This is a genomic window from Pseudomonas sp. DR208 (assembly GCF_019823005.1).
Lineage (GTDB): Bacteria > Pseudomonadota > Gammaproteobacteria > Pseudomonadales > Pseudomonadaceae > Aquipseudomonas > Aquipseudomonas extremorientalis.
Genome location: NZ_CP081944.1, coordinates 3,023,173 through 3,038,837, shown reverse-complemented (window position 1 = coordinate 3,038,837; position 15,665 = coordinate 3,023,173). Strand labels below are relative to the sequence as shown.

The window sequence follows — 15,665 nt, the reverse complement described above, 5'->3', positions numbered from 1 at the left end:
CAATGAATGAACGACTGACTACAACAATAAATGGGGTGCTCATCATGAAACTTGCTACGAACTTCGCCGCCGCTGCGGCCCTCTCCCTCCTCGCCAGCAGCATCGCCCTGGCCGCCGACGGCAAGACCTACAAGGTCGGCGCCGCGGTCTACGGCCTCAAGGGCCAATTCATGCAGAACTGGGTACGCGAACTCAAGGAGCACCCCGCCGTGAAAGACGGCACCGTGCAATTGACCGTATTCGACGGCAACTACGACGCGCTGACTCAGAACAACCAGATCGAAAACATGGTGACCCAGCACTACGACGCCATCCTCTTCGTGCCCATCGACACCAAGGCTGGCGTCGGCACCGTGAAGCAGGCCATGAGTAACGACGTGGTGGTCATCGCCTCCAATACGAAAGTTGCCGATGCCGCCGTCCCCTACGTGGGTAACGACGATGTAGAGGGCGGCCGCCTGCAGGCCCAGGCCATGGTCGACAAACTCAACGGCAAGGGCAATGTAGTGATCATCCAGGGCCCCATTGGTCAGTCGGCACAGATCGACCGGGAAAAAGGCGAGCTGGAAGTGCTGGGCAAGCACCCGGACATCAAGATCATCGAGAAAAAGACCGCCAACTGGGACCGCGCCCAGGCCATGGCGCTGACGGAGGACTGGCTGAACGCCCACCCCAAAGGCATCAACGGCGTCATCGCGCAGAACGACGACATGGCCCTCGGCGCGGTACAGGCCCTGAAATCCCACGGCCTGACGTCCAAGGATGTACCGGTTACCTCCATCGACGGCATGCCGGATGCCATCCAGGCCGCGAAAAAAGACGAAGTCACCACCTTCCTGCAGGATGCCCAGGCCCAGTCCCAGGGTGCGCTGGACGTGGCCCTGCGCGCCCTGGCCGGCAGCGACTACAAGCCCCGGTCGGTGATCTGGGAACGCTATGCCAAGGATGTGCAATGGGCTGACGGCACCGCGAAGAACTACATCCTGCCCTGGGTGCCAGTAACCAACGCCAACGCCGATGCGCTGTACAAGCAAGTCAGCGGCGCCAAGTAAGCCGTAGCCGGTTGATCGCTCCCCGCATGGGAGCGATCCGTTCATCTTTGTTGTGAGGCCTGCCATGTCCACCGTCACCGAACGCCCGCAAGAACACCTGCACCCCGTCATCCCGAAAACCATGCAGGCCGTGGTCTGCCATGGCCCGGAAGACTACCGGCTGGAAACCGTCGACGTGCCCACCCCCGGCCCCGAGGAAATCCTCACCAAGGTCGAGTTGTGCGGGATCTGCATGGGCGACATCAAGACCTATCGCGGCGCGCCGTCGTTCTGGGGCGACGCCGAGCAACCACGCTATGTGAAACCGCCGATGATCCCCGGCCATGAATTCGTGTGCCGCGTGGTCGCCCTGGGCCCAGGCGCGGACAAGCGCGGCGTGAAGATCGGCGACCGGGTCATTTCCGAGCAGATCGTGCCGTGCTGGGGCTGCCGCTTCTGCAACCACGGCCAGTACTGGATGTGCCAGAAACACGACCTGTATGGCTTCCAGAACAACGTGCAGGGCGCCATGGCCCAGTACATGATCTTCACCAAGGAAGGCATCATCCATAAGGTCCCGGATTCCATCGCCCCGGATGAAGCGATCCTGATCGAACCCCTGGCCTGCTCGCTGCACGCTGCCGAGCGCGCCAATGTGGATTTCGACGATGTCGTGGTGGTCGCCGGCGCCGGCACCCTGGGCCTGGGCATCATTGGTGCGGTGCGCATGCGCCATCCGAAGAAACTCATCGTGCTGGACATGAAACCGGAACGCGCCGCCCTCGCCCTGCGCATGGGCGCCGACGAAGTGTGGAACCCGGCCGACGTCGATGTACTGGCGAAGATCCGCGACATCACCGATGGCTACGGCTGCGACATCTACATCGAAGCCACCGGTCATCACAAGGCCGTGAACCAGGGCCTGGCGATGCTGCGCAAGCTGGGGCGGTTCGTCGAGTTCAGCGTATTCAATGACGAGGCCACGGTGGACTGGTCGATCATCGGCGACCGCAAGGAACTGGATGTGCTCGGCTCGCACCTGGGGCCTTACATGTACCCGCGCGCCATCGACTTTATCGGCAACCGCAAGATCGACATGCGCGACGTGGTCACCCACAAGTTCGCCCTGGCGGACTTCAAGGAAGCGTTCGCAGTGATGGAGCGCGGCGACAAGTCCCTCAAGGTAGTGCTTGAGCCTTGACCAACTGCATGTACCGCACCACTGCCGGCGCTCTCTCGAAGCGCCGGTGGATCAACGACAACCAGGACGCCGCCTCGCTGCCCTGAATCGGGCGATACACCACTCCCGGCAAGCTCACGTGCCCCACCACCGACGCCGGCACCACCGCCACGCCCTGCCCCAATGACACCAACGCGACGACCGCCACCAACCCACCCGGCTGCGGCCCCAGGCGCGGCGCAAAACCACCTTGGGCCGCGACGTGCAGCGTGCCGCTGATCTGCTCCGGCAGGATGAAGGTCTCGTTTTGCAGATGCTCGCAGTGGATGACTTTCAAACCCAACAGCCATGAGTCCTGCGGCAACGCCAGCACAAAACCTTCACTGTCCAGGCGCACTGCTTCCACACCGTCCGGCAAGGTCATCGGCGAACGGACATAGCCGATATCGCAGCGCCCGTCCGCAACGGCACCCGGCAGTATTGCCATGGCACATTCACGCACGTTCACGCTGACATCGGGAAACGCCTGGCAGAACCCCTGCATCTGCCGCTGCAACACCCCGGAATACACGGCGGAAGCCACGTAGCCCAACTCCAGATGGCCGATCTCGCCACGCCCGGCACGCTGGGCATTGCGCTGGGCAAACTCGAACTGACGCACCGTCGCCTCCGCTTCGATCAGCAGCGCGGCACCGGCCTCGGTCAGGCTGACTTCGCGCTGTTGACGGACAAACAGACGTGTGCCCAGGCTGGTTTCCATGTCCTGGATCTGCCGACTCAAGGTCGGGGGTGCGATCCCCAGCTGCTCGGCGGCGCGGGTGAAATTGCGCTGACGGGCAACGGCCAGGAAATAGCGAAAATGACGGATGTCCATGTCTGCATTAGCTCAAAGGTAATGAAATGAGTCGGCTTGGCTAATAAAGCCACTGGGCAGCGCGGATATGCTGAGACAAACCACAACACTAGAGAGCCCTTGCGATGTCCGTCAACTGCATTCCCCCTATTGCCTTTGAGGTAATTCAACCATGAGCCGGGTCAGCCCACGCCTGACCTTGCTGACTGCGTCCGGCGTTTGCTCGCTGATCGTGCTCGACACCAATATCGTCGCCGTGACCCTGCCGAGTATCGCCCGCGACCTGGGGGCGAACTTCGCCGATATCGAATGGGTGGTCAGCGCCTACATGCTGGCGTTCGCCGCGCTATTGCTTCCGGCCGGGAGCATTGCCGACCGGTTCGGGCGCAAGAAAACCCTGGTCTGGGGCCTGAGTATTTTCATCCTGGCGTCATTGGGTTGCGGTGCAGCACCCACCGCGCTGCTCTTGGATAGCGCCCGCGCGGTCAAAGGTGTGGGCGCGGCGCTGTTGCTCACATCCGCCCTCGCCTCCATCGGCCATACCTTCCACGACGAGGTGGAGCGCGCCAAGGCCTGGGCCTTCTGGGGCGCGTGCATGGGCGTGGCGATGACTGCCGCACCGACCTTGGGCGGCCTGATCACCCAGTACCTGGGCTGGCGCTGGATCTTCTACCTCAACCTGCCGGTGGGGCTGCTGCTGATGAGTCTGGTCCTGCGCGCCATCCCGGAATCCCGCGACACCCAATCCGCGCGGCTCGATCCGTGGGGCAGCCTGGCGTTCAGCGCCAGCCTGCTGTGCCTGATCTGGGGGCTGATCGAAGCCAACCGCATCGGTTGGGACAACCCGTTGACCTACGCCCGCCTGATCGGTGGCGCAGTCTTGCTGGGCGTGTTTGTACTCGTCGAACGAGTGCAACGGCGGCCCATGGTCGACCTGCAACTGTTCCGCCACCCACGCTTTATCGGTGCGCTGTTAGGGATGTTCGCCTATGCCGGTTGTGCCCAGGTGATGATGACGCTGCTACCGTTCTACCTGCAGAACGGCCTGGGATTTTCTGCGATCGCTTCGGGCCTGGGCATGCTGCCGTTTGCGCTGACCATGCTGATCTGTCCGCGCATCGGCGCACGCCTGGCCGCACGCTTTGCCCCGGCGACGATGATGGCAGCCGGGTTGACCCTGGTGGGCAGCGGCAACCTCTTGAGTGCCTGGGCAGTGAACGTCGGCGACTACCTGCCCTTCGCCCTGGCGATTGCCGTTACAGGCGCCGGTGCCGGCTTGCTCAATGGCGATACGCAAAAAAACATCATGGCCTGCGTACCACGGGACCGCGCGGGAATGGCGTCGGGCATGAGCACGACCATGCGCTTCAGCGCGATCATGTTGGCGATTGGGGTGTATGGGGCGTTGTTGAGCGGTCATAGCGAACGGCTGTTGAGTGCACGCATTGGCGCGCAATGGCAGGCACAGGTAAACGCGATTGCGTCACGCGTGGTGGCCGGGGATATGCCGGCGGCGATGGGCTTGTTGCCGGAATCGGCACGGGCGGTGGTACAGCCGCTGGCACGGCAGGCCTTTGTGGGTGGCTTCAGCGGGGTGTTGTGGGTGGCGGGGTTGTTGGGGTTGCTCGGAGCGTTGGTGGTGGGGATGTTGATGAGGAAACCTATCCCAGCGGTGCAACAGGCTTCAATAAAACCTGCGCACCGCTGATCAGCCTTACCAGAACCGCTGCTGAGTCAACCGGTTCCACCAGGTCAACAGCACCCGGTCCACCGAACCGCTGGCCGCCAGGCCCACACGCTCCTGCAGGCTCTTGCGCTCGGCATAGTGCAGGTGGAACACCTCGGCGCTCTTGGCCTTGGTGGCCAGGTATTCGTCACTGGTTTGCAGTTCATCGACCAGTTGCTTGTCGAGGGCTGCAACACCCAGCCACACTTCTCCGGTGGCGACTTCATCGATTGCCAACTGCGGGCGATAACGCGAGACGAAGTTCTTGAACAACTGGTGAGTGATGTCCAGGTCTTCCTGGAACTTCTCGCGGCCCTTCTCAGTGTTTTCGCCAAACACGGTGAGCGTGCGCTTGTACTCGCCGGCGGTGAGTACTTCGAAGTCGATGTCGTGCTTTTTCAGCAGGCGGTTGACGTTCGGCAACTGCGCCACCACGCCAATGGAGCCGAGGATGGCAAACGGCGCGCTGATGATCTTCTCGCCGATGCACGCCATCATGTAGCCGCCGCTGGCCGCGACCTTGTCGATGCACACGGTCAACGGCACGCCCGCCTGGCGGATACGCGCCAGTTGCGACGAGGCCAGGCCGTAGCTGTGGACCATGCCGCCGCCGCTTTCCAGGCGCAGCACCACTTCGTCTTTCGGGGTGGCCAGGCTCAACAAGGCGGTGATTTCGTGGCGCAGGCTTTCGGTGGCCGAGGCCTTGATGTCACCGTCGAAGTCCAGCACGAACACCCGTGGCTTGGCCTCGGCCTTCTGCTTGCCCTTCTTCTTTTCGGCCTTGCCTTCGGACTTGCGCAAGGCCTTGAGCTGGTCCTTGTCGAGCAGGCTCGACTCCAGGCGCTCGCGCAGGCCTTTATAGAAATCATTGAGCTTGCTGACCTGCAACTGGCCGGCGGATTTGCGGCGCCCTTTACTGCGCAGCGCCGCGAAGCTGATCAATACCACCAGAATAGCGACCACCAGGGTGACGGTCTTCGCCAGAAAGCTCGCATATTCGGCCAAAAAATCCATGTTGCTCCTTACAAGTGCAGTGCGCCGGGCGCGGATTGCCCCAGCATACCGGCGGCACCGCGTTCGGGCCAGTGATCAAACCGCCAGCAACTACAGGCTCCAACGAGCTTTTAAAACAAGCGTATGTTTTTTCATTGACAGCTCGCAGGCATCCTCATAACCTCGCCAGACTTTCAACGTACCGGGAAAACGGACGTGGGCAGCATCTATCTGATTCGACATGGCCAGGCCTCCTTCGGTGCAGACGACTATGACGTCCTGTCGCCCGTCGGCGTGGAGCAGGCGCAAGTGCTCGGTCGCCACCTGGCGGACATGGGCCTGGTGTTCGACCGCTGCGTGGCCGGCGACCTGCGCCGCCAGCAGCACACCGCCAGCGCCGCCTTCGATCAGTACCACACCCTCGGTCTGCCGGTGCCGGCGCTGGAAACCGACAGCGCGTTCAACGAATTCGATGCCGACGCAATCATCCGCGCCCTGCTTCCCGACCTGCTCACCACCGAACCCGAAGCCCTGGAGATCCTGCGCAATGCCGCGCAGAACCGCAGCGAATTCCAGCGCATCTTCGCGCTGATCATCGAGCGCTGGCTCGCCGGCACCTATGATCCACCGGGACTGGAAAGCTGGCTGGGCTTCGTGGAACGCGTGCAAGGTGGCCTGCAACGCATCCTTGAGGCGGCGGACAACACGCAGAAGATCGCGGTGTTCACCTCCGGCGGCACCATCACCGCCCTGCTCCACCTGATCACCCGAATGCCTGCCGCGCAAGCCTTCGAACTGAACTGGCAAATTGTTAACACCTCGCTCAACCAGCTGAAATTCCGTGGTCGCGAGGTGGCACTGGCTTCCTTCAACAGCCATACCCACTTGCAACTGTTGAAGGCGCCGCAGCTCATCACCTTCCGATGAACCGCGGCCAACCGTGACCCCAAGGTCACTGGACTCTACCCTAAAGGATCGAAACCATGACTGACGTAGCCAAAGCTGTAGAAGCAATGAAAGCCAAATTCAACCCAGCCGCCGCTGACGGCCTGGACCTGGTGTTCGGTTTCCGCATCGACGACACCCAGAACTTCTCGCTGGTCGTGAAAAACAACACCTGCGAACTGCTGGAAGGCGAAAACCCGGACGCCCAGGTCACCCTGGTGATGGACGCAGAAACCATGAAAGGCATCGTCAGCGGCGAGACCGACGGCATGCAAGCCTTCATGGGCGGCAAGCTGCGCACCGAAGGCGACATGATGCTGGCCATGAAGCTGAGCGAGCTGTTCCCTTCCTGATTCACGGGCAACCCTGAATCCCGATCCCGCCTTTACAGGCGGGATTTTTATTTGGGTTGCAGCAACAGCGCCACCAATGCACTCCACCCGGTTTGATGCGAAGCCCCCAGCCCACGCCCGGTCTCGCCATGAAAGTACTCATGGAACAGCACCAGATCGCGACTTGCCGGATCCGCCTCCAACGACGCATACCCCACCATCGACGGCCGCGAGCCGTTTTCATCTCTCAGGAACAACCGCGTCAGCCGCTGGCTCAGACTGTCGGCCACGTCCTCCAGGGACGCCAGATAACCACTGCCCGTCGGATACTCCACCGAGAAGTTGTCCGCGTAATAACGGTGAAATTCGCGCAGCGACTCGATCAGCATGTAGTTCACCGGCATCCACAACGGCCCGCGCCAGTTGGAGTTGCCGCCGTACAGCCGCGAGTCGGATTCACCCGGCTGGTAGCTCGCACTGAGGGTGTTGCCATTCATCTTCAACGCCAGCGGTTGCTCGGCGAACGCCTTGGACAAGGAGCGCACGCCGAACGTCGACAAGAACTCCTGTTCATCGAGCATGCGCCGCAGCAGGTCTTTGGTCCGCTCGCCGCGCAGCAGCGCGAGCAACAGGCGATTACCCTGCCCCGGTTCGTTCCAGCGTGAAACCAGCCTGGCCAGGTCCGGCCGATGTTTCATGAACCCCAGCAGCCGCTCGCGCAAGCCCTCCAGGCCTTCATGTTCACGCTGCTCCAGCACCAGTACGGCAAACAGCGGCATCAGGCCAACCATCGAACGCAGGCGCACCGGTTCGTTCTGGCCATCGGGGCGGTGCAGCACGTCGTAGAAGAACAGGTCCTGCTCATCCCACAGGCCTTCGGCGCTGTCGTCGACACGGTTAATGGCGCCGGCGATATACAGGAAGTGCTCGAAAAATTTCACCGCGATGTCGACATACACCGCATTGCGCTTGGCCAGCTCCAGGCCGATGCGCATCAGGTCCAGTGCATAGGCCGCGACCCACGCCGTACCGTCGGCCTGATCCAGTTGATACCCCGGCGGCAGTGCGGCGGAGCGGTCGAACAAGGCGATATTGTCCAGCCCCAGGAAACCGCCCTGGAACAGGTTGCGGCCTTCGGCGTCCTTGCGGTTGACCCACCAGGAAAAATTCAGCAGCAGCTTGTGGAAGATCCGCTCAAGGAAATCCATATCGCCTACGCCGTTGAGCGCCTTGTCCTGCTGGTACACCCTCCAGCTGGCCCAGGCATGCACCGGCGGGTTGGCGTCGTCGAACCGCCATTCGTAGGCCGGCAATTGGCCGTTGGGGTGCATGAAGCGGTCCTTCACCAGCAGCAACAACTGCTGCTTGGCGTACGCCGGATCGATCAGCGCCATGGCCACTGCCTGAAAGCCCTGGTCCCACGAGGCATACCACGGGTATTCCCAGGTGTCGGGCATGGAGAGGATGTCGAAGTTGGACAGGTGGCGCCAATGGGTATTGCGGATATGCAGGCGCTCGGGGGGCGGCGCGGGTTGTGCGGGGTCGCCGTCGAGCCATTGGTTGACGTCGAAATAGTATAGCTGCTTGGACCACAGCAACCCGGCCAGTGCCTGACGCTGCACATTGCGCGCATCGTCGTCGGCCATGCCACGTTGCAGGGCGGCGTAGAAGTCATCCGCTTCCTGGCGGCGTTGTTCGAACAGCTTGCGCGCGTTGACCTGTGGCGCGTCGACAGGGGCAAAGCGCAGGTAGAGCGTTTTACTTTCCATCCCGGCCAGTTCGACAACGAAACGCGCCGCGACTTTGGTACCGCTGTCACGCCGAATTGCCGAGTGAACACCCTCGACCACGTAATCGTTGATCCCATCCTTGAACGGCCCCGGCGCCGGCTGCCCATCCAGCCTGGGGTAGTTGGTTTCGTTCTCGCAGAACAGCCACTCCAGCCCGTCCTGGCCCCAGGCGCCGAGATGACGGTCCGGCAGTTCCGGATGGCGTGCCAGCACCTGCTCCCCGTCCAACATCAACTGCGGCTTGGGCACGTCGAAGGTCCAGCTCCAGTCATTGCGCGCCCACAGTTGCGGCAGCACCTGCAGCCGTGTCGGCTGGTCCGAGCGATTGTGCACGGTGACGCGCATGAAGATATCGTCGGGCTGGTGCTTGGCGTACTCGACGCTGACATCGCAGTAGCAGTTGTCTTCGAACGCGCCGGTGTCGAGGATCTCGTACTCGGCATCAGCCAGCCCACGGCGGGCGTTTTCGCTGATCAGGTCGGCGTAGGGAAAGGCGGCATGGGGGTATTTGTAGAGCATGCGCATGTAGGCATGGCTCGGTACGCCGTCGACGAAAAAGTACAGTTCCTTGACGTCTTCACCGTGGTTGCCCTCGGCGTTGTCGAGACCGAACAGGCGTTCCTTGAGGATCGCGTCACGCTCGTTCCACAGGGCCAGGCCCAGGCACCAGCGTTGCGCCTTGTCACTGAAACCGGCCAGGCCATCCTCGCCCCAGCGGTAGGCGCGGCTGCGTGCATGTTCATGGGGGAAGTAGGCCCAGGCGTCGCCGTCGGCGCTGTAGTCTTCGCGCACCGTGCCCCATTGGCGTTCGCTCAGATAGGGGCCCCACTCGCGCCAGCGCTCGGCATCCTGCTGCGCCAGACGCTGACCTTCGGTTGTCTCAAGCATTCGAGTGTCGGGTGTGGCCGTCATCGGGTCCTCCATCGCCTACCAGGTGAGAGGCAGTGTAGAGCCCAATGACGCCCGGGTGCACATGAAGACTTAGAAGATGGCGTAGGTGTAGTTGAAGATCAGGCGGGTCTGGTCCTGGTCGGCGGTGCCGGTGTTCTTGCCGTGATAGGTGCCGGTACGGAACGTAGTACCGAAGCCTTTCAGGGGACCTGCCTGCACCACGTAGTCCAGGCGGAAGTCGGCTTCGTTTTCCTTCTGGTCGGGGCCGCCGGCGACCTTGGACTTGATGTCCGAACCGTCCAGGTAGGCCACGGACGCCTTCAGCCCAGGTACGTACGCCTTGAAGTCATAGGTGTATTGGCCAAAGTTGACCTGCTCGCCCGCGCGGGAGAACTGGCCGACCACGGCGTCGGTGAACAGGTAGAAGTCGCTGCCGCCGGCGCCTTGGGCATGCGGGTCGGCGAGGCTGCCCTGGTTGACCCAGACGAAACCGCCGTCGTCACCCACGCCAATGTGGCCGAGCATCAAGCTGCTGCCGCCCAGTTGGTAGGTGAAGGCCGCACTGTAGGTTTTGTTGTCGACTTCGCCGGCGTGTTTGGCGTAGCCACCGTTGTTGTTGAATTGGTAGCCGCTCTCGCCGTTCTTGCCGTCGCTGCGGCTGTCGAAGTAGCGCAGGTCGGTCTTGAACGACTGGTCATTGCCCAGCGGCAGGGTATGGACCAGGCCGACGTAGTTCTGTTTGTAGAAGTCTTGCAGTTGGGCGTAGTAGTACTGCAACGTCAGGTTTTTCGCGATCACGTTGTCGGAAGAACCAAACGGCTTGTAGTCCACCCCACCGAACTTGAAGCTGTCGCTGTCGCGAGTACCACCGGCCACGCTCAGGCCTGTGGAGTTGCTGGAAGCACGGCCTTCGGCGCGGTTCAGCTCACCACCGGTGAAGGTGACATTGGGAATGTCGTTGGAGGTCAGGATACCGCCATCAAAGGTCTGCGGTGCCACGCGACTGTCGTTGGACACCAGGATCGGCAGCACCGGCGCCAGGCCACCACCGACGTGCAACTCGGTCTGGGAAATACGGAACTTCACATTGCCGGCGGCGCGCCCGAAGGAGTCGGCCGGTTCAGTGCCATTGTTCCTGGTCGGGAAGAAGCTGTTGCCGTTACCCGCCAGGCCCGGACCCGCGGTGTGGCCGTCGCCACCGTCCAGGCGCAGGGCGCCGAAGGCCATGACATCGAAACCCAGGCCAACGGTGCCTTGGGTGAAGCCGGACTTGTAGTCAAAACGCAGCGCTGTGGCGGCTTCGCGCAGATCGTTGTTGGTGCCCGAGCGGTTATCCGCGCTGTAGTACATGGTCCGTGAGCTGACAGACGCATGGCTGTCTTCAAGGAAGCCGCTGTGACCGTTGCCGGTGCCCAGCGAGCCGAGCCCGAAGTCATCGGCGTAAGCCTGTTGTGCAAGAACGGCGGCGGTGATCGACAACGCCAGTGTAGAAATTTTCATTAACGACAGCCCCTAAACATTTTTTTATGTGTCTGGTGTGCATAACCGCGTTTTCATCCTTGCAAACGTGACGATTCTTTCACGCCGGCCGGGGCGGACTTCGTGAAGAATTAGTTAGGAAAAACGCCCGAAAATGAAATTTCACACGGGCCGTTTTTTGTCATCTTCACGTCATCTCATTCATTTGCAGAATGAAGTCCTGAAGAATCTTCGTTTGCAAGGCGACGTTGCGCTCAACAAAATCCAGCAAAAGGCCACTATCCGCGCCCCCGCCATCAGGAATTTTTCTATGCACAGCACCGCACAGGTCAGCCCCGACGAGATCCGCAAGGGCTTTTCCAAGGCCATGTCCGACATGTACCGAGATGAAGTTCCGTTGTATGGCGCGCTGATGGAGCTGGTGGCCGAGATCAATGCGCACGTGCTCGACACCCAACCGCTGCTGGCGCAACAGCTGCAACGCACCGGCGAAATCCAGCGCCTGGACATGGAACGCCACGGCGCGATCCGCCTGGGCACCGCCACCGAGCTGGCCACCATCCGCCGCCTGTTCGCGGTGATGGGCATGCAGCCGGTGGGCTACTACGACCTGACCCCGGCTGGCGTGCCCGTACACTCCACCGCGTTTCGCGCCGTGCATGAACAGGCGTTGCAGACCAGCCCGTTTCGCGTGTTCACCTCATTGCTGCGCCTGGAACTGATCGAAAACCCCGACCTGCGCGCCTTCGCCGAAACCGCCCTGGCCAAGCGTTCGATCTTCACCTCCGGCGCCCTGGCACTGATTGAAAAAGCCGAAAACCAGGGCGGACTCAACGCCCAGGATGCCGACGAATTCATCCGCCAGGCCCTGGAAACCTTCCGCTGGCATCACACCGCCACCGTCACCGGCGCGCAGTACCAGCAACTGAGCGACCAGCACCGCCTGATCGCCGACGTGGTCGCTTTCAAGGGCCCGCACATCAACCACCTGACACCGCGCACCCTGGACATCGACCAGGTCCAGGCCGCCATGCCCGGCAAAGGCATCACCCCCAAGGCCGTGATCGAAGGCCCGCCGCGCCGCCACTGCCCGATCCTGCTGCGTCAGACCAGCTTCAAGGCCCTGGATGAACCCATCGCCTTCACCGACGCCCAAGGCAGCCACAGCGCACGCTTCGGCGAAATCGAACAACGCGGCGTGGCGTTGACGCCCAAAGGCCGCGCGCTCTACGACCAACTGCTGAACGCCGCCCGCGACGCACTGGGCGCCTTCCCCAACGAGGGCAACGCTGCACGCTATGTCGAATTGATGGAACAACACTTCCAGGCCTTCCCGGACAACCATGCCCAGATGCGCGAGCAGGGCCTGGCCTACTACCGCTACTTCCCCACCGAGCAAGGCCTGGCGGCACGCGGCAGCGCCGATCAACCACGCACCCTGGAGGCACTGATCGCCGCCGGCCACATCGACGTGGAACCGTTGGTGTATGAAGATTTTCTGCCGGTGAGCGCGGCAGGGATTTTCCAGTCGAACCTGGGGGATGCGGCGCAGAGTCACTACGCAGCCAACTCGAACCAGGCCGAGTTCGAACAGGCACTGGGCCAGCGAACGATTGATGAATTGAAACTGTATGGCGAGACGCAGCAGCGCTCCATCGATGAATGCACCCAGGCGCTGCTGGCATGAACTGAAGTACCCACCCGGCTCACCAGCGCAATCCTTGCGCTGCAACAGTCCCCAGAGCCGGGTAGGAGGTGGGCATCATAGGCAGTGAAGAGTCACCTGTCCCCCGGACAATTCTGAACAAATATGTCCATAACTCTGTAGGAGCAAGCTTGGTCGCGAAGAACCCGAGAACGCCGCGTCCACTCAGGGCGCCGGCGTCATCGTTGGCGTTTTTCGCGAGCAAGCTCGCTCCTACAGGAGGCTCGATCGTGATCAGCCCAACTTCACCACAATCTCATCTTTGATCAACAAGCGTTTCTTCTTCAGCTTCTCCACATCCTCGTCGCTGGCACTTGCCGACTCCGCCTTCAGCACCTCTTTGTCAGCGTCGTCGTACTGCGTGAGCAGCGAGTCCAGGCGTTTGTCGCTCGCCCTGCGTTCGTGAACGACTTCCTTGCTCAACCCCAAGTCCTGATACAGGTCGTGTTTCACTGGCATGGCGTACCTCCGCATGTTGATCAATGGCTTACGCCCTAGAAGCTAGACCATTGCGAGGGGTCTTGTCATGTTCAGGGTCAATACAGCCCCGTTCGTCGCGGCGCGGGCGTTTGGATCAAACCTTTGCCTCGCCCTGCCCTCCACTCTAGATAGCCACCCGAGGGAGAACGGTTTCATGACGCACGCTGCCACCGCTGTCGACACCCAATGCATCAACACCCTCCGCACCCTGGCCATGGATGCCGTGCAAAAGGCCAATTCCGGCCATCCGGGCACGCCCATGGGCCTGGCGCCGGTGGGTTATACGCTGTGGAGTCGTTTCCTGCGTTATCACCCGCAACATCCCGACTGGCCCAGCCGTGATCGGTTTGTGCTGTCCGTTGGCCATGCCTCGATGTTGCTGTATTCGCTGCTGCACCTGGCCGGTGTGGTGGAACTGGATGCCGACGGCAAGCGCACCGGCCAGGCCGCTGTCAGCCTGGACGATATCAAGCAGTTTCGCCAAGCAGGCTCCAAAACCCCCGGCCACCCCGAATACCGCATGACCACTGGGGTGGAGACCACTACCGGCCCGCTCGGCCAGGGCTGTGCCAACAGCGTCGGCATGGCGATGGCCGAGCGTTGGCTGGCCAAGCGCTTCAACCGCGAAGAAAAAACCCTGTTCGACTACAACGTCTACACCCTGTGCGGCGACGGCGACATGATGGAGGGCATCAGCGGCGAAGCGGCGTCCATGGCCGGGCATTTGAAACTGGACAAGCTGTGCTGGATCTATGACAACAACACGATCAGCATCGAAGGCCACACTGAGCTGGCGTTCAGCGAAGATGTGATCAAGCGCTTCCAGGCGTATGGGTGGCACACCCTGCATGTGACCGATGCCAACGACTTGCAAGCCCTGAGCAATGCCTTGGAGGCGTTCCATTGCAACCGCGGCGCGCCTACCCTGATTGTGGTCGACAGCGTGATCGGCTACGGCTCCCCGCACAAACACAACACGGCCGCCGCCCATGGCGAGCCCCTGGGCGAAGAGGAAATTCGCCTGACCAAGGCAGCCTATGGCTGGCCCGAGGATTCCAGCTTCCTGGTTCCCGATGAGGTGCGCACGCAATTGCGTGATGTTTTGCTTGAGCGCAGCGAGCCGCTGTATGAAAAGTGGAGCGAGCACCTGTCCCAGCTGGAACAGTACGAACCGGAATTGGCCGATGAATTGAGGCGCATGCGTGCCGGGGAAATGCCGGAGCACTGGCAGAAACACCTACCGGATTTCGATACCGACGCCAAGGGCATCGCCAGTCGTGCCGCCGGCGGCAAGGTGCTGAATGCGTTTGCCGAACAGATCCCCTGGCTGCTGGGCGGCTCGGCCGACCTGTCACCGTCGACCAAGACCAACCTCACCTTCGACGGCGCCGGGCGTTTCAGCGCCGAGGACTACAGCGGGCGCAACCTGCACTTCGGCATTCGTGAACATGCCATGGGCGCCATCGCCAATGGCATGGCATTGTCCTACCTGCGGCCGTACACCTCGACCTTTCTGGTGTTCAGCGACTACATGAAGCCACCGATCCGCCTGGCGGCAATCATGGAACTGCCGGTGGTGTTCGTGTTTACCCATGATTCGATTGGCGTGGGTGAAGATGGGCCAACGCACCAGCCGATCGAGCATCTGACCCAGTTGCGCGCAACGCCGGGGCTGCTGACCTTGCGCCCCGGTGACGCGAATGAAACCCGCGAGCTGTGGAAGGTGGCGCTGGCACAGACCCATCGGCCAAGTTGCGTGGTGCTGTCGCGTCAACCGCTGCCGACGCTGGATCGTACGCGGTACGCGGCGGCATCCGGGGCCGCCAAGGGCGCTTACGTGCTGGCGGGTGCAGATGCGCCCCAGGTAATTCTGCTGGCCACAGGCAGCGAAGTCAGCCTGGCGGTGGCGGCGTATGAGCAGTTGAAAGACGAAGGGATTGCCACGCAGGTAGTGTCCATGCCTAGCTGGGAGTTGTTCGAGGACCAGGACCAGACGTACCGCGACAGCGTGTTGCCGCCGGCGGTGAAAGCTCGGGTCGTCGTGGAGCAGGCAGGCCCCCTCGGCTGGGACCGGTATGTGGGGCAGACCGGCGCCAAGGTGGTGATGAACAGCTTTGGTGCGTCGGCGCCGTTGGCCCAGTTGCAGGAGCAGTTCGGGTTTACGGTTGAGAATGTTGTGAAGCAGGCGAAAGCACAGATCCAACTGACTCAACAGTGATTAGAAAGGTGGGAGGGGCAAGTCGAACGGTCGCATTGCCCC

The 15,665-nt window shown here is 61.9% G+C and carries 12 protein-coding genes; 7 read left to right on the top strand and 5 right to left on the bottom strand.

The annotated features are described in order from the left end of the window. Positions 1-44: 44 nt before the first annotated feature. Positions 45-1,052 (top strand): substrate-binding domain-containing protein, encoded by a 1,008-nt coding sequence (locus K5K89_RS13900; protein ID WP_222541634.1) that lies wholly within the window; start codon positions 45-47, stop codon positions 1,050-1,052. 64 nt (positions 1,053-1,116) lie between these two features. Continuing rightward, on the top strand, positions 1,117-2,232 hold the full coding sequence (locus K5K89_RS13895) for an MDR/zinc-dependent alcohol dehydrogenase-like family protein (protein WP_222541633.1): 1,116 nt from the start codon (positions 1,117-1,119) through the stop codon (positions 2,230-2,232). Here K5K89_RS13895 and K5K89_RS13890 read toward each other — a convergent pair. Beyond that, positions 2,210-3,085, bottom strand: a complete 876-nt coding sequence (locus tag K5K89_RS13890; RefSeq protein WP_222541632.1) for a LysR family transcriptional regulator — start codon at positions 3,083-3,085, stop codon at positions 2,210-2,212. The genes K5K89_RS13895 and K5K89_RS13890 overlap by 23 nt on opposite strands. Before the next feature lie 151 nt (positions 3,086-3,236). Between K5K89_RS13890 and K5K89_RS13885 the strand changes: the two genes are divergently transcribed. Next, positions 3,237-4,772 (top strand): MFS transporter, encoded by a 1,536-nt coding sequence (locus K5K89_RS13885; RefSeq protein ID WP_222541631.1) that lies wholly within the window; start codon positions 3,237-3,239, stop codon positions 4,770-4,772. Between the two features lie 6 nt (positions 4,773-4,778). Here K5K89_RS13885 and sohB read toward each other — a convergent pair whose 3' ends face one another. Beyond that, on the bottom strand, positions 4,779-5,804 hold the full coding sequence (gene sohB / locus K5K89_RS13880; RefSeq protein WP_071488016.1) for a protease SohB: 1,026 nt from the start codon (positions 5,802-5,804) through the stop codon (positions 4,779-4,781). 195 nt (positions 5,805-5,999) lie between these two features. Between sohB and K5K89_RS13875 the strand changes: the two genes are divergently transcribed. Both K5K89_RS13875 and K5K89_RS13870 read left to right on the top strand, forming a co-directional pair. After that, positions 6,000-6,710, top strand: coding sequence for a histidine phosphatase family protein (locus K5K89_RS13875; protein WP_222541630.1), 711 nt, complete (start codon positions 6,000-6,002; stop codon positions 6,708-6,710). A gap of 56 nt (positions 6,711-6,766) precedes the next feature. Beyond that, positions 6,767-7,081, top strand: a complete 315-nt coding sequence (locus K5K89_RS13870) for an SCP2 sterol-binding domain-containing protein (RefSeq protein WP_071493079.1) — start codon at positions 6,767-6,769, stop codon at positions 7,079-7,081. 47 nt (positions 7,082-7,128) lie between these two features. On the opposite strand, the gene K5K89_RS13865 is transcribed toward K5K89_RS13870, so the two are convergent. Then, on the bottom strand, positions 7,129-9,762 hold the full coding sequence (locus K5K89_RS13865) for an MGH1-like glycoside hydrolase domain-containing protein (protein WP_222541629.1): 2,634 nt from the start codon (positions 9,760-9,762) through the stop codon (positions 7,129-7,131). 69 nt (positions 9,763-9,831) lie between these two features. Then, positions 9,832-11,241 carry an OprD family outer membrane porin gene (locus K5K89_RS13860; protein WP_071488020.1) on the bottom strand — a complete coding sequence of 470 codons (1,410 nt, stop codon included), beginning with the start codon at positions 11,239-11,241 and terminating at the stop codon, positions 9,832-9,834. Between the two features lie 289 nt (positions 11,242-11,530). Here K5K89_RS13860 and K5K89_RS13855 point away from each other — a divergent pair, with 289 nt between their 5' ends. Further along, the gene (locus K5K89_RS13855; RefSeq protein ID WP_222541628.1) at positions 11,531-12,907 is read left to right on the top strand and encodes a VOC family protein; all 1,377 of its coding nucleotides are present in this window, start codon (positions 11,531-11,533) and stop codon (positions 12,905-12,907) included. A 252-nt stretch (positions 12,908-13,159) separates the two neighbouring features. Here the strand turns inward: K5K89_RS13855 and K5K89_RS13850 are convergent, their stop codons facing one another. Beyond that, entirely contained in the window at positions 13,160-13,384 is a 225-nt protein-coding gene (locus K5K89_RS13850; RefSeq protein ID WP_071488022.1) for a DUF465 domain-containing protein, read from the bottom strand. Positions 13,385-13,559: 175 nt separating this feature from the next. Here K5K89_RS13850 and tkt point away from each other — a divergent pair, with 175 nt between their 5' ends. Continuing rightward, positions 13,560-15,623 (top strand): transketolase, encoded by a 2,064-nt coding sequence (tkt, locus tag K5K89_RS13845; RefSeq protein WP_222541627.1) that lies wholly within the window; start codon positions 13,560-13,562, stop codon positions 15,621-15,623. Positions 15,624-15,665 lie beyond the last annotated feature (42 nt).